This is a genomic window from Cupriavidus yeoncheonensis (genome assembly GCF_905397275.1).
GTDB classification, from domain to species: Bacteria; Pseudomonadota; Gammaproteobacteria; order Burkholderiales; family Burkholderiaceae; genus Cupriavidus; species Cupriavidus yeoncheonensis.
In genome coordinates, this window is record NZ_CAJPUY010000021.1 from 48,705 (window position 1) to 65,799 (window position 17,095).

Genomic DNA, 17,095 nt, shown 5'->3' on the forward strand with positions numbered 1-17,095 from the left:
GAGTCCGGCAAGGCATGGACGGGTTTGAGGGCCAACTGGTGGCGCTGGCGCCGCGCCTGCGGCGCCACGCGCGTGGCCTGACCAGGGACACGGCGCTGGCTGACGACCTGGTGCAGGACACGCTGGAGCGCGCGTTGCGCTACCGCTGGCGTTTTCGCCTGCGCCCGGGAGCCTGGTGGGGCGATGGTGCCGATGGCCTGCTGCCCTGGCTGCTCACGCTGATGCACCGTTTGCGCCTGAACACGGTACGGCGCAAGGAGCTGGTGGTGACCACCGATACCCTGCCGGACGTCAGTGCCCCGGTTACCGACCCTGGCCTGCGGCGCGACCTGCTGCAGGCACTCGCGGAACTGCCCGAGACCCAGCGCGCGGTGTTGTTGCTGGTCAGCCTGGAGCAGTTCACCTATGCCGAGGCCGCCCACGTGCTGAACGTTCCGGTCGGCACCGTGATGTCCCGCCTGGCACGGGCTCGCGAACACATGCGAGCCCTGCTGGACGGCACGCGTCAGCCGGCACCGGCCGCGGAGGCCGGTACGACGCTGCAGCGAGTGAAATGATGTCCCCGATCCACGAAGCCGACCTGCACGCCTACGCCGACGGCCAACTGAGCGGCCGCCGCCGCGCGGCCGTGGAGGCGTATCTCGCCGAACGGCCCGAGGTCGCGGCACGCGTAGCGGCGTGGCGCCGCCAGGCCGAGGCCATGCATGGCGCGCTCGATGGCGTGCTCAACGAGCCCGTGCCACTCGCGGCACTCCCTGAACCGCTGCGCGATGGCACCCCAAGGCGTGATGGCGTGGGCAGTGGCTGGCGCACGGTATGGGTCGCCGCGTGCGCCTCGCTTGCCTCGCTGGCCGTGGGCGGCGCAGTTGGCTGGCTTGCGCATGGCCGCATGGCTGACGGTGTCAGCGTTGCCATGGCCCCGGGCGAGCGCTTCGCGCGCGATGCGTTGGTGTCACACGTAGTCTATGCGCCCGAAGTCCGACATCCGGTGGAGGTGCCCGCCAGCGACGAGGCCCACCTGATCGCATGGTTGTCCAAGCGCCTGGGTGCTCCGCTTCACGTGCCGGACCTGCGTCCACAGGGCTTTCATCTGATCGGCGGCCGCCTTGGCGTGGCCGAGGGCGGGCCGTCCGCGATCCTGATGTACGAAGCCGACGACGGCACGCGCCTGTCGCTGCAGTTGCGCCGCATGGCGCAAGGCACGCCGGATACAGGCTTCCGGCTCGAGCGGATGCCGCAGGCCGCCCCCGCCAAGGGCGCGGGTGCCATGGCGTTCTACTGGATCGACCGCAGCCTCGGCTTCGCGCTGGCCGGGCAGGTCGATCGCGCGCGGCTGCTGACGGTTGCGCAGTCCGTGTACCAGCAATACCAGAGCCAGGGCGGATAAGCGCCCACGATCCGGCAGCAAAAAAGACTGTCAGGAATGGCCTGCACTATCCGACCAAGGGAAAGTCCAATCCCCGGGCCGTTCGAAGCATCCCAGGAACAACCATGCTGATTCCCTCCCCGAAGTGGCTGCGCGGCGACGATATCGCCGCCTCCGAAATCACGCCGCGCCACGTGTTCGCCGCGCGCCGCCGCTTGCTCGCGCTTGCGGCTGCCGGAACTGCCGGTGCAGCGCTGAGCCCATGGTTCGCGCGTGAAGCCCGCGCCCAGCAGGGCCAGCACGGGGCGAAGCTGGCCGCCACGGCCAACCAGGCCTACGTGGTGACGGAAAAGCGCACACCCTTCGAGGACGTGACGACCTACAACAACTTCTACGAATTCGGCACCGACAAGTCCGACCCGGCGCGCAATGCCGGCACGCTGCGGACGCGACCCTGGCAGGTAGCGGTGGAAGGGCTGGTGAAGAAGCCCAAGGTCTATGACCTCGATGAGCTGCTGAAGCTCGCGCCAATGGAAGAACGCGTGTACCGCCTGCGCTGCGTCGAGGGCTGGTCGATGGTGATCCCGTGGATCGGCTATCCGCTGGCCGAGTTGATCCGCCGCGTGGAACCGCAGCCCGGCGCAAAGTACGTGCAGTTCATCACGCTTGCCGACAAGAAGCAGATGCCCGGCGTCAGCAGCTCGGTGCTGGACTGGCCCTACAGCGAAGGCCTGCGCATGGATGAGGCCATGCACCCACTCGCGCTGCTGACGTTCGGCCTGTATGGCGAAGTGCTGCCGAACCAGAACGGCGCGCCCGTGCGCATGGTGCTGCCGTGGAAATATGGCTTCAAGAGCGCCAAGTCGATCGTGAAGATCCGCTTCCTCGACAAGCAGCCGCCGACGAGCTGGAACCTGGCTGCGCCGCAGGAGTATGGCTTCTACTCGAACGTGAACCCGGAGGTGGACCACCCGCGCTGGAGCCAGGCCACCGAGCGGCGCATCGGCGAGGACAGCCGCGGTGGCGGCTTTGCCGCGTTGTTCGCGCCCAAGCGCAAGACGCTGCCGTTCAACGGCTACGGCCAGCAGGTGGCGTCGCTGTACCAGGGCATGGATCTGAGGAAGTTCTTCTGATGGGCCGCGCCGACATGACGGTCGCGCAACCGGCTTCCCCGCATTCGGCGGGTGCACGGGGCGGCAAGGCCAGCGGCCTGGCGGCGCTGCCGCAGTCGCAGGTGAGCATCGTCAAGGTAGCCATCTGGCTGCTGGCGATGTTGCCGTTCGTGCGTTTGCTGTACCTGGGTTCGACCAGCCAGTTTGGCGCCAACCCGCTGGAGTTTGTCACACGATCCACCGGCACGTGGACGCTGGTGATGCTGTGCGTGACGCTGGCGGTCACGCCGCTGCGCCGCCTGACGGGCTGGAACTGGCTCGTGCGGATGCGGCGCATGCTGGGGCTGTTTGCGTTCTTCTATGGCCTTCAGCACTTCCTGCTGTGGATCGGCGTCGACCGTGGGTTTGACCTCGCCTACATGCTCAAGGACGTGGCCAAGCGGCCGTTCATCACGGTCGGCTTCACGGCCTTCGTGCTGATGGCCCCGCTGGCGCTGACGTCGACCAGCGGCATGGTGCGGCGCCTGGGCGGCAGGCGCTGGCAGGCGCTGCACAAGGCGGTTTATGCCATTGCGGTGCTGGCCATCCTGCACTACTGGTGGCACAAGGCCGGCAAGAACGACTTCGGCGAGGTGTCGATCTATGCCGCGGTGGTGTTCGTACTGCTGGGGCTGCGCCTGTGGTGGCGCTGGAGGCCGGCCGCCCGCTGAGGGGGCCGGCCGGGCCCGCCGGCAGGGTCAGTCCTGCAGCAGGCGTTCGTCGCGGAACAGGTCTTCAACCAGTTCGCGCTCGCGCACCACGTGGACCTTGTTGCCGTCGACCATCACTTCGGCGGCGCGCGGACGGGTGTTGTAGTTGGAGCTCATCGTGAAGCCGTAGGCACCCGCCGACATCACCGCCAGCAGGTCGCCGGGCTGCACGGCCAGCGCGCGGTCGCGGCCAAGCCAGTCGCCCGATTCGCACACGGGACCCACAATGTCGTAGGTGAGCGCCGACGCGCTGCTTGCCAGCACCGGCTCGATGCGGTGGAAGGCCTCGTACATGGCCGGGCGTGCCAGGTCGTTCATGGCAGCATCGACGATGCAGAAGTTCTTGGCCGCGCCGGGCTTGAGGAATTCGACCTGGGTCAGCAGCACGCCGGCATTGCCGACGAGCGAGCGGCCCGGCTCGAACAGCACTTCGCGATGACCATGGCCGCGTGCGGCCACGCGGTCCAGCAGCGTGGTGGCAAAGCCCGTGATGTCCGGCGGGGTCTCGTCATCGTAGGTGATGCCAAGGCCGCCGCCGACGTCGATGTGCTGGAGGACGATGCCCTCGCGTTCCAGCGCTTCCACCACGTCGAGCACCTTGTCGAGTGCCTCCAGGTACGGCGCCACCTCGGTGATCTGCGAACCGATGTGGCAGTCGATACCGGTGATCTCGATATGCGGCAGCGCCGCGGCGGCCCGGTACGTGGGCAGCACGTCCTCGAACGCGATGCCGAACTTGTTGCCCTTCAGGCCCGTGGAGATATACGGGTGCGTCTTGGCGTCCACATCCGGGTTGATGCGCAGCGATACGCGCGCGCGCTTGCCCACCTGGCCGGCGACCGCATTGAGGCGGTCCAGTTCAGGAATCGATTCGACGTTAAAGCAGCGCACGTCGTGCGCCAGCGCCAGTTCCATCTCCGCCGCGCTCTTGCCCACGCCGGAGAACACCACCTTGCGCGGATCGCCGCCGGCGGCCAGCACGCGCTTGAGTTCGCCGCCCGAGACGATGTCGAAGCCGGCCCCGAGCTTGGCGAATACCTGCAGCACCGCCAGGTTCGAGTTGGCCTTCATGGCGTACTGCACCTGCGCCTTGCGGCCCTTGCAGGCTGCGGCATAGCCCTGGTAGGCGGCAGTCAGCGCCGCACGCGAGTACACGTAGGTCGGCGTGCCGAACTCTGCGGCGATCTGCGCCAGCGGCACCTGTTCGGCAACAAGGGCGCCGTCCTGGCGATGGAAAAATGCGGTCATGGTTACCTGGTGGTGGGGGCGTCGGAAGTGGCCGGGGGCGTCGCGGGGGCTGCCGGGACGGGCAGCGTCGCGTCCGCATGACCCAGGCCAGGATCGGGCACGGCCGGAGCGGTCGGCTCAGGCGGCACCTTGGGCATGGTCAGCGGCCCGCGAATGCCGCATCCGCCCAGCAGGGGCATCGCAAGGCCGGCGGCAAACGCCGATACAATCGCAACACGACGGAGCATCGGGTCGTCCTTGAAAGCGGTTGGGAAAGCTGTCGGACTGGCAGCCGGCGTGTCGTCCGCGGCCGCCGCCAGAATTCCAGGGCACGGCCGGAATCCGGAAATCCTCAACAAAAAAGCCGGTCACTGCAAGTGCTCCATGCGATGTCCCATGTGGCATAGCAAGGCGGACAGCGCTGGCGCCGGCGGTCTTGGAGTTTAGCATGCCCCCCATGAGCGAAAGCGAGTTCCTGGCCCTGGCGGTCAAGGAGCTGGACCGCATCGAAGCCGCAGTGGAAGCCGCCGCGGACGCGGCCGACGCCGACATCGAAATCAGCCGGACCGGCAACGTGATGGAGCTGGAATTCGAGAACGGCTCCAAGATCATCATCAACAGCCAGGCGCCGATGCAGGAGCTGTGGGTCGCGGCGCGCTCGGGCGGCTTCCATTTCCGCCGCGACGGCGAGCGTTGGGTCGATACGCGCAGCGGCAACGAGTTGTACGCCGCGCTGTCCGGCTACGTGAGCCAGCAGGCGGAAGCGACGCTCACGCTCGGCTGACGCGCCGCCAAGCGCGTTTCTGTCAAGTCCCCAATGAAAAAGCCGGCCCAGTGGCCGGCTTTTCCTTGCCTGGGCAGCTGCGCTCAGGCGCCGCCGAACATCTCCAGGATCTTCTTCTTCTCCGCCTCGACATCGGCCGGCGAGCGCGTGCTTTCCTCCGGCTTGCCCGGCCACGGATCGCCCAGGCCGACCGAAGCGACGCCGGCGCCGCTGGCGTTCTCCTCGAAGGTCCAGTCGCCACCGACCATCAGCACGCCTTCCGGCGCCGGGCGTTCCGGGCTTTCCGGCACGCCCTTGAGCATCTTGCCCATGTAGCCAACCCAGATCGGCAGGGCCAGGCCGCCGCCGGTCTCGCGCACACCGAGGCTCTTGGGCTGGTCGTAGCCCATCCAGGCGATCGCCACCAGGTTCGGGGTGTAGCCGGCGAACCAGGCATCCACGGCGTCGTTGGTGGTGCCGGTCTTGCCGGCCAGGTCGTTGCGGCCCAGGCGCTGCTTGGCTGCATTGGCCGTGCCCATGCGCACCACGTCGCGCAGCATGGTGTCGGCGATGAACGCCGTGCGTGCATCGAGCACGCGCACCGCATCGCTGCCGGCGCGCTGCGGCTGCGTTTCGGAGAGGACCTTGCCGCGCGCATCGACCACCTTCTGGATCAGGTACGGGTTGATGCGGTAGCCACCGTTGGCAAACACCGAGTAGGCGCCCGCCATCTGCAGCGGCGTCACGCTGCCCGCGCCGAGCGCCATCGGCAGGTAGGCCGGGTGCTTGTCGGCTTCGAAGCCGAAGCGGGTGATGTAGTCCTGCGCGTATTGCGTGCCGATCGCACGCAGGATGCGCACCGAGACCAGGTTCTTCGACTTCGCCAGCGCGCGGCGCATGGTCATGGGGCCTTCGAACTTGCCGTCGTAGTTCTTCGGCTCCCACACCTGGCCGCCGGTGTCCGGGCCGATCGTCAGCGGTGCGTCATTGATGACGGTGGCCGGGGAGAAGCCCTTTTCCAGCGCGGCCGAATAGATGAACGGCTTGAAGCTGGAACCCGGCTGGCGCCAGGCCTGCGTCACATGGTTGAACTTGTTGCGGTTGAAGTCGAAGCCGCCGACCATCGAGCGGATCTCGCCGTCCTGCGGGTTGATCGAGACGAAGGCCGCCGAGACTTCAGGGAGCTGCGTAACCGTCCACTGGCCCTTTTCGTCCTGCGTCACGCGGATGATGGCGCCGGGGCGGATCTTGGTCTTCGGCTGCGCGTTTGCCGACAGCGATGGCGCGATAAAGCGCAGCGCCGACCCTTCGATGGTGGCCACTTCGCCCGACAGCAGCGTGGCCTTTACCTCGCGCGAAGACACGCTGGTCACCACGGCGGAACGCAGGTCGTCGCTGCCCGGGTGCTCGACCAGCGCGTCGTCGATGGCCTGCTCGCGTTCAGCCTGGTCCGAGGGCAGGTCGATAAAGGCCTCCGGGCCGCGGTAGCCGTGCTTGCGCTCGTAGTTCATGATGCCCGAGCGCACGGATTCGTACGCCGCGTCCTGGTCGGGCTTGGCCAGCGTGGTGTAGACGGTGAGGCCGCGCGTGTAGGTTTCCTCGCGGTATTGCGCGTACATCAGCTGGCGCACGATCTCGGCCACGTACTCGGCGTGCGTGGAAAACTCGTTGCCTTCCGTGCGGACCTTCGGCGCTTCACGCAGGGCCTGGTCATACTGCTCCGGCGTGATGTAGCGCAGGTCGCGCATGCGCTGCAGGATGTATTCTTGGCGTACCTTCGCGCGCTTGGGATTCACCACCGGGTTGTAGGCGGACGGCGCCTTGGGCAGGCCGGCCAGCATGGCGGCCTCCGCCGGCGTGACGTCGCGCACCGACTTGCCGAAGTAGACGCGCGCGGCGCTGTCGAAGCCATAGGCGCGCTGGCCCAGGTAGATCTGGTTCATGTACAGCTCGAGGATCTGGTCCTTGCTCAGGTTCGCCTCGATCTTGTACGCGAGCAGCATTTCGTAGATCTTGCGCGTGTAGGTCTTCTCGCTGGACAGGAAGAAGTTGCGCGCCACCTGCATCGTGATCGTCGAAGCGCCTTGCGACAGCCCGCCGCGCAGGTTTGCCAGGCCCGCCCGCATCACCCCGACAAAGTCCACGCCGCCGTGCTCGTAGAAGCGGTCGTCCTCGATCGCCAGCACCGCCTTCTTCATCACGTCGGGGATCTCGGCGATCGGCACGAAGTTGCGGCGCTCTTCGCCGAACTCGCCGATCAGGACATTGTCGGCGGTGAAGATACGCAGCGGAATCTTGGGCCGGTAGTCCGTGATGGTATCGAGCGACGGCAGGTTGGGCGCAGCCACCAGCAACGCGTAGCCAAGCAGCAGCGCGACCGCCACGATGCCGGCGACGATCAGACCGACCACCCAGAACGTGAGCCGCGCCCAGAGCGGGCGGCGGGCAGGGAGGGACGGCTTCTGGTGTGCTGTGGCCATAAGGGAAAAACCTAGTCAGGAGTGCGGGGGATTATATCGCCCGGGATAGCGGCACCTTCCTGCACAGTGGCGCCTGCGGCGCTACTGTGCTGTTACAAGATGTAATGTCCCCGACAGCGGAAGCTTGCGCCGATGTGCGAGCAGGAAAAAGGCTGGGAAGGGAACCCGACGACCGTGGGGTTTTGGCAACGCTTTGGAGGAGCCGTCGCAAAAATAAAAGCGTGGCCAGACCGGCACATTGCCAGCACTGCCGGTTTTTGTGAGAATCGGCCAACATAAAAGAGCAAAACGTTTCATCGAGAAACAGGGCTCGCCCGATTAGAGCAGTCAAGCCAGGGGTGAGTTCAAATGTGAGGGGGTCACCTTGCGACGGGGCATTTTGTCGGGGCTTCTGCGCCGGACTACGGTCGGCGTAGATATCGGGTCGTCCAGTGTCAAGGTAGTCGAGCTGTCCGTGGGGGGCAGCAAACATGACTACCGGCTGGAAAAGTGTGCCAGCGAACTGCTGGACCGCAATGCCGTTGCCGACGGCAACGTGGTCAATATCGAGGCTGTCGGCATCGCGCTCAAGCGCGCGCTCGGCAAGGCCGGCATCCGCACCAAGGACGTGGTGCTTGGCGTGCCTTCGATGCTGACCGAATCACAGACGGTCAGTCTGCCGGACAACCTGTCCGAAGACGAACTCTATTCCCAGGTCGAATCCGAGGCGCACCGGCTGTATCCGCCGTCGCAGACGGTGAATTTCGACTTCGCCGTGATTGGCCCGAGCGAAACCGAGGGCGGTATCGGCGTGCGCGTGACCGCGGCCAACAGCGATCGCGTGCAGGAGCGCGTCACCGCCGCCGAAATGGCGGGCCTGCGCCCGCAGGTCATGGACGTCGAGGAATACGCGGTGCAGCGGACCATCGTGCAGATGCTCGGCGTGCCGCGCGATATGCCTGAAGCCGATGCACGCGCGCTGCCGGTGGTGGCCGTCGTTCATCTCGGCGGCAGCCGTTCCAAGGCCATCTTCTACCAGGGCTGGAAAGAGCTGTACGAGCAGCCCCTGAATAGCTACGGCGACCAGCTCACGCAGAGCGCCGCGCGCATGTTCACGCTCGACGCGCTCAAGGCCGAGATCAAGAAACGCAAGAACACGCTGCCGGAAGCCTGGCGCGCCCAGCTGCTCAAGCCGTCGCTCGAAGCGCTGGCCATGGAAGTGCAGGCCGCGGTGGGGAATTTCATCGCGAGCTCCAGCCTCGGCCGGGTCGACGAGATCCTGCTGTCGGGCGGGCATGCGTCGCTGGTCGGCGTGCAGGCGGCCATCCAGCAGCAGACCCAGATCACCACCACGCTGGCGAACCCGTTCGCCAACATGATCACCAACGGCAAGGTCAACGAGCGCTACCTGCAGCGTGACCTGCCGGCGTATATCGTCAGCGCCGGACTGGCCTTGCGCGGCCTGCAATAACGCACCCCGGGGGAAACCGAATGTCAACGAACACGCTCCCGTCGGTCAACCTGCTGCCCTACCACGAAGCCCGCAAGGCCGCCCGACGCAAGCGCGTCTACGCGATCCTTGGCGGTGCGGCTGCGGGTGGGGCGCTGGTGGTGCTGCTGGGCGGGCTTTATATCGATCGCCAGATCGAATCGGTCGTCGGGCTGAACCAGGTCCTGACCACCGAGAATGCGCGGCTGGACGGCCAGATCCGCGAGGTCAACACACTCAAGAAGGACATCGAGGCCCTGCTGCAGCGCCAGCAGGCCGTGGAAAGCCTGCAGACCGAACGCAACCGCCCGGTGCAGCTGCTTGAAGAGCTGGTGCGCCAGGTGCCGGAAGGGGTCTACCTGACCAGCCTGAAGCAGACCGGCGAGGCCTTCACGATTGCCGGCGTGGCGCAGTCCAACGAGCGCATTTCCGAGCTGTTGCGCAATGTTGGCGCGGTGCCCTGGCTCGACAAGGCAGAGCTGGTCGAGTCCAAGGCGGTGACGATGACCAACAACCTGCGTGAGCAGCGCCGCCTGTTCGATTTCTCCATGCGCTTCGCCTACCGCGCTCCCGAAACGCCGGCCGACAAGAAGGATGGTCCGGCACGCCCGGCCCAGACGCCGGCCGCCAACGGAAAGGCCTGACCATGGCGCTCAACTCCGACATCAACCTGGCGGACCTGGCAGGCCAGTTCCGCGGGCTCAACTTGAACGAGCCCGAAACCTGGCCCACGGCGCCGCGCGTGGCCTTCGCCATCCTGGCGGCGGCGATGGTGCTGGTGCTTGGATGGCAGTTCTACTGGAGCGGCAAGTCCGAGGAGCTGGACCGCCAGCGCGCCGAGCAGGAGACCCTCAAGCAGGCCTACCAGTCCAAGATCGCGCAGGTGGCAAACCTCGAGGCGCTGCGTGAGCAGAAGAAGCAGGTCGAGCAGCGTGTCGCGCAGCTGGAGCGCCAGCTTCCCAACAAGACGGAGATGGATGCCCTGCTGGCCGACGTCAACCACGCCGGCGTGGCGCGTGGCCTGCAGTTCGAACTGTTCAAGCCGCAGGCCGCCGTGCTCAAGCCTTACTTTGCCGAGATCCCGGTGAACCTGAAGGTGACTGGCCGCTACCACGACGTCGCGCAGTTCAACGCCGATGTCGCCGCCCTGTCGCGGATCGTGTCGATGCAGAACCTGCAGCTCGCCAATACCAAGGACGGCGCGCTGACCATGGAGGCGGTCGCGATGGCCTACCGCGCGCTGGACCCGGACGAGCAGGCCGCGCAACGCAAGGCTGCCGCCAACGCCGCCAAGCCGGCCGGAGGTGCCAAATGAGCCGCCTCGTGAGCCTTTCCATGCATCGCGCCCGCGTGCTGGCCGCTGCCGCGCTGGCCGCAGGCCTGCTGGGCGCATGTGGCTCCAGCGACGAACAGGCGCTGCACCAGTGGATGGACGCCACGCGCAACGCCAAGGCGCAGCCGCCGGCGCCCCTGCCCGAACCCAAGCCCTACGTGCCGCGCGAATACGCAGGGCGCAGCGCACCGGAGCCATTCGCACAGACCAAGATCGGCGAACTCAACAAGATGCTGGCGGAGTCGCCCGAAGCCGGGCGGCACCGCGAGCCGCTGGAGGACTATCCGCTCGAAAACTTCAAGATGCTCGGCATGATGAAGAAACACGGCGAGACCTTCGGCATTGTGCGTGTTGATAACAAGATCCACCACGTCAAGGTGGGTCAGTATCTCGGCCAGAGCTACGGCCGGGTGGTCCGCATCACCGATCAGGAGATCGTGTTGCGCGAATTGGTCCGGGAAGGGGTATCCGAGTGGAAAGAGAAAATGACCAGTCTGAAGCTGGAGGTGTCGGCATGACCCTGAGTCGCTGGTACCGAGCGCTTGCGGGCGCGGCAACGATGGCTCTGGTGCTGGCCTCTCCGGCCGCGCTGGCACAGACAAACCAGGTGAAGTCGGTCGACTCCAATGTCGTGGGCGAGCAGACCGTGTTCACCATCGACCTGCAGTCGCCCCTGGCGCAGAAGCCGGCGGACTTCACGACGCAGAATCCCGCGCGCGTCGCGATCGATTTCTTCGATACCGGGTTTTCCGCCGGACGCGCCCAGTATGACTACGGCAGCAAGCTGCTGCGCGGCGCCAACGTCATGCAGATCGGCGACCGTACGCGCGTGGTGCTCGACCTGACGCGCACGGCGACCTACCGCACCGAAGTCCGCGGCAACCAGTTCGTGGTACTGCTGGACAACGTCGCACCAGGGGCCAGGGCGGCCGCGCCCACCTTCGCGGCGCCTTACGCGCCGACCTCGGCTGCCGCGGGGCGTGCCTCGGTGCGCAATATCGACTTCCGTCGCGGTACGGATGGAGCGGGGCGCGTGGTGGTTGACCTGTCCTCGCGCGATTCCGGCATCAATATCGCGCAGCAGGGCCAGAACGTGGTGGTCGACTTCCTTGGCACCTCGCTGCCCGACAACCTGCGCCGCCGCTTCGATGTGAGCGACTTCGGGACGCCGGTGCAGGGCATGCGCGCCACGGACAGCAGCGGCAATACCCGCCTGACCATCGAGCCGCGCGGCAACTGGGAGTACAGCTCCTACCAGACCGACACCCAGTTCGTCGTGGAAGTGCGTCCCGTCAAGGAAGATCCGACCAAGCTGATCAGTGGTCCGGGCTACCGTGGCGAGCGCCTGTCGCTCAACTTCCAGAACATCGACATCCGCTCGCTGCTGCAGGTGTTTGCCGATTTCACCAACCTGAACATCATCACCAGCGACACCGTGCAGGGCAACATCACGCTGCGTCTGAAGGACGTGCCGTGGGACCAGGCCTTGCAGATCGTGATGGATGCCAAGGGGCTGGCGTCGCGCCGCAATGGCAATGTGCTGTGGGTGGCGCCCAAGGCGGAACTGGCGACCAAGGAGAAGCTCGAGCTGGAGGCGCAGCAGCAGATCAATGACCTGGAGCCGATCCGCAGTCAGGTGTATCAGCTGAACTACCAGCGTGCCGAAGACGTGCGCAAGATGCTGCTGGGCGTGACCACGGGTGCTCCCGGTGCGGCGGCTCCGGCCATTGGTGGCGCGGCCGGCCTGGCGTCGCGCATGCTGTCCAAGCGCGGTTCGCTGACGGCCGATGCCCGTACCAACCAGCTGTTCGTATCGGACATTGCCAGCAAGCTCGAGGAAGTGCAGAACTTCCTGGTCAAGATCGACATCCCGGTGCGCCAGGTCATCATCGAGGCGCGCATCGTCGAGGCGACCGATACGTTCAGCCGCAACCTTGGTGTCAAGCTCGGCTTCGCCGGCCAGTACAACAACGCCAAGGTGGGGAACACCTACGGCAACGTGCTGCCCGGTGCCACATCCGACAACGGCCCGTTCCTGAGCCTGCCGGCCGGCGCGATCAACGGCGCGAACCCGGCGAACATCGCGGTCAGCATCTTCAACAGCGCGGCCACCAAATTCCTGGCGCTCGAGCTGTCGGCGCTCGAGGCGGACGGCAAGGGCAAGATCATCTCCAGCCCGCGCGTGGTCACGGCCAACAATATCAAGGCATTGATCGAGCAGGGCACGGAGCTGCCTTACCAGGCGGCGACGTCCAGCGGTGCCACGTCAGTCCAGTTCCGCAAGGCCAACCTGAAGCTGGAGGTGACGCCTCAGATCACGCCGGAGGGCAATGTGCTGCTTGACGTGGACGTGAACAAGGACAGCGTCGGCATCCAGACCACGTCGGGCTTTGCCATCGATACCAAGCATGTGCAGACCCAGGTGCTGGTGGACAACGGCGGCACGGTGGTCATCGGCGGTATCTACACGCAGACCGAGTCCAACGACACCGACAAGGTGCCGTTCCTGGGGGATATCCCCGTGCTCGGCTACCTGTTCAAGAGCAACGCCAAGGTGCGCAACCGTACCGAACTGCTGGTCTTCCTGACGCCGCGTGTCCTGAATGAGAGCGTCACGCTGAAATAAGGCACGCCCCGGTGCGAATGAGGCGTAATTGGCGCCCGGGACGCTGGATGCAGTAGACTGCAAGGCCGCATCGACCGATGCGGCCTTTTTTTGTCCGTGACGGCCAATCGCAAGGCCATGCCGCATCCGGCACTTGCTGCATGCGGCCCAACATAAGAAGATGATGCAGTTTCCAACGGAGGAGGGCGGACCGGAATCCGCGTTCCCAAGCGACAATCCAGTGATAGCCTTGCCGACGGCCACGGAGACCGGCCGTCCCAATCTCTTCTTCGTCGGCCTGATGGGCGCCGGCAAGACTACCGTGGGCCGTACGGTCGCGCGGCGCCTGCACTATCCGTTCTTCGATTCCGACCATGAGCTGGAAGCGCATTGCGGCGTGCGCATCCCGGTGATCTTCGAACACGAGGGCGAGGAAGGCTTCCGCGACCGCGAGGCCGCGATGATCAGCGAGCTGACCGGGCGCAGCGGCATCGTGCTGGCCACCGGCGGCGGCGCGGTGCTGCGGGCGGAGAACCGCGAGCTGCTCAAGTCCCGCGGCACCGTGGTCTACCTGCGCGCCAGCCCGCACGACCTGTGGCTGCGCACCCGGCACGACCGCAACCGCCCGCTGTTGCAGACCGAGGATCCGAAGGGCAAGCTGGAAGCGCTCTACGCCGCGCGCGACCCGCTGTACCGCGAGGTGGCCGATTTCATCATCGAGACCGGCAAGCCCTCGGTGGCGCAGCTTGCTAATATGGTGCTGATGCAACTGGAAATGGCCGGTTTCCGCATCGATCCCGTCGCTGAGGCGCCGGAACAGCCGGCTAACGATACGCATTCATGATCACGCTACAAGTCGACCTGGGAGAGCGCAGCTATCCCATCCATATCGGTACCGGCCTGCTCGGCAATGCCGAACTGCTGCGCCCGCACGTGCGTGGCCAGCATGCCGTCATCGTCACGAACGAAACCGTCGGTCCGCTTTACGCGGCGCGCGTGGAAGCCAGCCTGAAGGCGCTGGGCAAGACCGTGCGCGTGGTGACGCTGCCCGACGGCGAGGCCTTCAAGCAGTGGGAAACGCTCAACCTGATCTTCGACGCGCTGCTGTCTGCCGGCGCCGACCGCAAGACCACGCTGGTCGCGCTGGGCGGCGGCGTGGTGGGCGACATGACGGGGTTTGCGGCAGCCTGCTACATGCGCGGCGTGCCGTTCGTGCAGGTGCCGACCACGCTGCTGTCGCAGGTGGATTCGTCGGTGGGCGGCAAGACCGGCATCAACCACCCCCTTGGCAAGAACATGATCGGCGCGTTTCACCAGCCCAACGCGGTGATTGCCGACATCGACACGCTGCGCACGCTGCCTCCGCGTGAACTGGCCGCGGGCATGGCCGAGGTCATCAAGCATGGCGCGATCGCCGATGTGGAGTACTTCGCCTGGATCGAGCGCAATATCGCCGCGCTCAACAACTGCGATCCGGACCTGATGGCGCTGGCCGTGCAGCGCTCCTGCGAAATCAAGGCGGGCGTGGTGGCCCAGGATGAGCGCGAAGGCGGGCTGCGCGCTATCCTCAACTTCGGCCACACCTTCGGCCATGCGATTGAAGCCGGCATGGGCTATGGCGAATGGCTCCATGGCGAGGCGGTCGGCTGCGGCATGGTGATGGCGGCCGACCTGTCGCACCGCCTGGGCTTCATAGACACCGAAACCCGTGCGCGCATCCGCGAACTGACGCACGCGGCGATGCTGCCCATCGTCGCGCCGGAACTGGGCACTGACCGCTATATCGAACTGATGAAGGTGGACAAGAAGGCCGAAGCCGGCAGCATCAAGTTCATCCTGCTGAAGAAGCTAGGCGACGCGTTCATCACAACGGTTCCCGATGCCGACCTGCGCGCGACGCTGGCGCAGGCAGTCCTTAAACCTCCCACCGAGGCCTCGGTCGCGTAAACGATCGGTTATGCCTCGCAACCCTGACCCAGCCCACGGATTGCCGCATGACCGACCTTGAAAGCCATCTCGCTCCCTACGCCGCCCGCTCCGCGCAGACGCGCGGACGGGTCCATGCCGAGCCTGCGTCGTCGTCGCGCAGCGAATTCCAGCGCGACCGCGACCGCGTCATCCACAGCACGGCCTTCCGCAGGCTGGAGTACAAGACCCAGGTCTTCGTCAACCATGAAGGCGACCTGTTCCGCACGCGCCTGACGCACAGCCTGGAAGTGGCGCAGATCGCACGCTCGATCGCGCGCAACCTGCGCCTGAACGAGGACCTCGTCGAAGCGATCTCACTCGCGCACGACCTTGGCCATACCCCGTTCGGCCATGCCGGCCAGGACGCGCTCAATGCCTGCATGAAGAACCACGGCGGCTTCGAGCACAACCTGCAAAGCCTGCTGGTCGTGGACGAACTGGAGGAGCGCTATGGCGGCTTCAATGGCCTGAACCTGACCTTCGAGACGCGCGAGGGCATCCTTAAGCATTGTTCGCGCGTCAACGCGGCCGCGCTTGGCGAACTGGGCCGGCGCTTCCTGGAGGGCTCGCAACCGTCGCTGGAGGCGCAGCTGGCCAACCTTGCCGACGAGATCGCCTACAACAACCACGATATCGACGATGGCCTGCGCTCGGGCCTGCTGACGCTGGAGCAGCTCGACGAAGTGCCGATGTGGGGGCGCCACCGCGCCGAGGTGGCTGAAGCCTTCCCGGGCATCAACGGCCGCCGCGCCATCAATGAAACCGTGCGGCGCATGATCAATACGCTGATCGTGGACCTGATCGAGACCACCAGCCGGAACATCGCCGCGGCGAACCCGCGCTCGATCGAGGCCGTGCGCGCGGCGGGGCCACTGATCGGGTTCAGCCCGCAGATCCACGAAGAGGCGGCCGCACTCAAGCGCTTCCTGTTCCGGCACCTGTACCGGCATTACCTGGTCATGCGCATGTCGTCCAAGGCGCAGCGCATCGTCTCCGACCTGTTCGGCGTCTTCATGTCCGATTCGCGCCTGTTGCCGCCCCAGTACCAGGCCGCGCATGGCGGCGACCAGTCGCGGCTGATCGCCAACTACATCGCGGGCATGACCGACCGCTACGCCATTCGCGAACATCGCCGCATCTTCGCGGTCAGCGAAGGCAGCTAGCACGGTCCTTTGCGTGCAAAAGCGGGCACGAGGCGGTGCCCGCAGAAATTGGGGACGGATCAGGCTATCATTCGGGGCAACCCGGTCCTGATCTCTGCAGCTTCCCGATGGCACGACTTCCACGCTTTTCTCCGGCCGGCCTGCCGGCGCTTGTGTTGCAACGCGGCAACAACCGTCAACCGGTCTTCCTGGGGCCGGACGATTACCTGCACTACCTGGACAGCCTGCGCATGGCTGCGCGCGAACATGACGTCGCCATCCATGCCTACGGCCTGCGACCCAATCACATCCATCTGGTGGCCACGCCGCGCGGGCAGGATTCGCTGAGCCTGACCATGCAGGCCGTGGGGCGCCGCTACGCGCGCTACTTCAACCGGAGCGCCGGACGCACAGGCACGCTATGGGAAGGGCGCTTCCGGTCCGCGGTGTTCGACCCCGCCGACTGGATGCTGCCGGCGATGCTGTACGCCGAAGGCAATGCCATGCGGGCCGGCGAGGTCACGACGCCGGAGGCCGACCGGTGGAGCAGCCACCGCCACCATGTCGGCATAGAGGCCAGCGCACTGGTGAGCGATCACTCCGCGTACTGGGGGCTGGGCAATACACCGTTCGAACGGCAGTCCAACTACAGCTCCCTGAGCAATGAAGGCCTCTCGGGCCGGACCCTCGCCACCTTGCGCAAGCACGCCCACAGTGGCTGGCCGCTCGGAGGCGAGGCTTTCCTCGCGCAACTCGAGCGCCAGGGCGCGCGACGCGTGCAGCCGTTGCCAAAAGGCCGGCCCAAACGTGAACCATCCGCGGAGCCGGGCGAACCGAACGCATCGGCGGCGTAGCTGGCTCCTGGGCTGCTCAAACGTCACG

Annotated in this window: 16 protein-coding genes; 14 read left to right on the forward strand and 2 right to left on the reverse strand. The window is 66.2% G+C overall.

Translation table 11 applies throughout. The features are described 5' to 3' along the window. Positions 1-14: 14 nt before the first annotated feature. The 4 genes from KHO22_RS25000 to msrQ all read left to right on the forward strand — a co-directional run bounded on the left by KHO22_RS25000 (position 15) and on the right by msrQ (position 3,188). Complete coding sequence (locus KHO22_RS25000) at positions 15-557, forward strand: RNA polymerase sigma factor (RefSeq protein WP_211949858.1); 543 nt, start codon at positions 15-17, stop codon at positions 555-557. Then, entirely contained in the window at positions 554-1,387 is an 834-nt protein-coding gene (locus tag KHO22_RS25005) for an anti-sigma factor family protein (RefSeq protein WP_211949859.1), read from the forward strand. Before KHO22_RS25000 ends, KHO22_RS25005 begins: the two co-directional genes overlap by 4 nt. Before the next feature lie 104 nt (positions 1,388-1,491). Beyond that, complete coding sequence (gene msrP, locus KHO22_RS25010) at positions 1,492-2,499, forward strand: protein-methionine-sulfoxide reductase catalytic subunit MsrP (protein ID WP_211949861.1); 1,008 nt, start codon at positions 1,492-1,494, stop codon at positions 2,497-2,499. 14 nt (positions 2,500-2,513) lie between these two features. Further along, the gene (msrQ, locus tag KHO22_RS25015; RefSeq protein WP_211949918.1) at positions 2,514-3,188 is read left to right on the forward strand and encodes a protein-methionine-sulfoxide reductase heme-binding subunit MsrQ; all 675 of its coding nucleotides are present in this window, start codon (positions 2,514-2,516) and stop codon (positions 3,186-3,188) included. A 27-nt stretch (positions 3,189-3,215) separates the two neighbouring features. Here the strand turns inward: msrQ and lysA are convergent, their stop codons facing one another. Continuing rightward, on the reverse strand, positions 3,216-4,475 hold the full coding sequence (lysA, locus tag KHO22_RS25020) for a diaminopimelate decarboxylase (RefSeq protein ID WP_211949862.1): 1,260 nt from the start codon (positions 4,473-4,475) through the stop codon (positions 3,216-3,218). Positions 4,476-4,902: 427 nt separating this feature from the next. Here lysA and cyaY point away from each other — a divergent pair, with 427 nt between their 5' ends. Continuing rightward, positions 4,903-5,238: an iron donor protein CyaY gene (cyaY, locus tag KHO22_RS25025; RefSeq protein ID WP_211949863.1), complete on the forward strand. Its 336-nt coding sequence runs from the start codon at positions 4,903-4,905 to the stop codon at positions 5,236-5,238. Between the two features lie 83 nt (positions 5,239-5,321). Here cyaY and KHO22_RS25030 read toward each other — a convergent pair whose 3' ends face one another. Continuing rightward, positions 5,322-7,697, reverse strand: a complete 2,376-nt coding sequence (locus tag KHO22_RS25030; protein ID WP_211949864.1) for a penicillin-binding protein 1A — start codon at positions 7,695-7,697, stop codon at positions 5,322-5,324. 379 nt (positions 7,698-8,076) lie between these two features. Between KHO22_RS25030 and pilM the strand changes: the two genes are divergently transcribed. The 9 genes from pilM (at position 8,077) to KHO22_RS25075 (ending at position 17,067) form a co-directional block, all read left to right on the forward strand. Next, complete coding sequence (pilM, locus tag KHO22_RS25035; RefSeq protein WP_211949919.1) at positions 8,077-9,147, forward strand: type IV pilus assembly protein PilM; 1,071 nt, start codon at positions 8,077-8,079, stop codon at positions 9,145-9,147. Between the two features lie 20 nt (positions 9,148-9,167). After that, the gene (locus KHO22_RS25040) at positions 9,168-9,809 is read left to right on the forward strand and encodes a PilN domain-containing protein (protein ID WP_211949865.1); all 642 of its coding nucleotides are present in this window, start codon (positions 9,168-9,170) and stop codon (positions 9,807-9,809) included. A 2-nt stretch (positions 9,810-9,811) separates the two neighbouring features. After that, positions 9,812-10,480, forward strand: a complete 669-nt coding sequence (locus tag KHO22_RS25045) for a type IV pilus inner membrane component PilO (RefSeq protein ID WP_211949866.1) — start codon at positions 9,812-9,814, stop codon at positions 10,478-10,480. Beyond that, positions 10,477-11,016, forward strand: a complete 540-nt coding sequence (locus KHO22_RS25050; RefSeq protein WP_211949867.1) for a pilus assembly protein PilP — start codon at positions 10,477-10,479, stop codon at positions 11,014-11,016. Before KHO22_RS25045 ends, KHO22_RS25050 begins: the two co-directional genes overlap by 4 nt. Next, positions 11,013-13,124 (forward strand): type IV pilus secretin PilQ, encoded by a 2,112-nt coding sequence (locus tag KHO22_RS25055; RefSeq protein WP_211949868.1) that lies wholly within the window; start codon positions 11,013-11,015, stop codon positions 13,122-13,124. The genes KHO22_RS25050 and KHO22_RS25055 overlap by 4 nt, the downstream gene beginning before the upstream one ends. 280 nt (positions 13,125-13,404) lie before the next feature. Beyond that, entirely contained in the window at positions 13,405-13,947 is a 543-nt protein-coding gene (locus KHO22_RS25060) for a shikimate kinase (protein ID WP_211949920.1), read from the forward strand. Continuing rightward, the gene (gene aroB / locus KHO22_RS25065) at positions 13,944-15,050 is read left to right on the forward strand and encodes a 3-dehydroquinate synthase (protein WP_211949869.1); all 1,107 of its coding nucleotides are present in this window, start codon (positions 13,944-13,946) and stop codon (positions 15,048-15,050) included. The genes KHO22_RS25060 and aroB overlap by 4 nt, the downstream gene beginning before the upstream one ends. Before the next feature lie 47 nt (positions 15,051-15,097). Further along, positions 15,098-16,234 carry a deoxyguanosinetriphosphate triphosphohydrolase gene (locus KHO22_RS25070; protein ID WP_211949870.1) on the forward strand — a complete coding sequence of 379 codons (1,137 nt, stop codon included), beginning with the start codon at positions 15,098-15,100 and terminating at the stop codon, positions 16,232-16,234. Between the two features lie 107 nt (positions 16,235-16,341). Then, entirely contained in the window at positions 16,342-17,067 is a 726-nt protein-coding gene (locus KHO22_RS25075; protein WP_211949871.1) for a transposase, read from the forward strand. Positions 17,068-17,095: the final 28 nt, after the last annotated feature.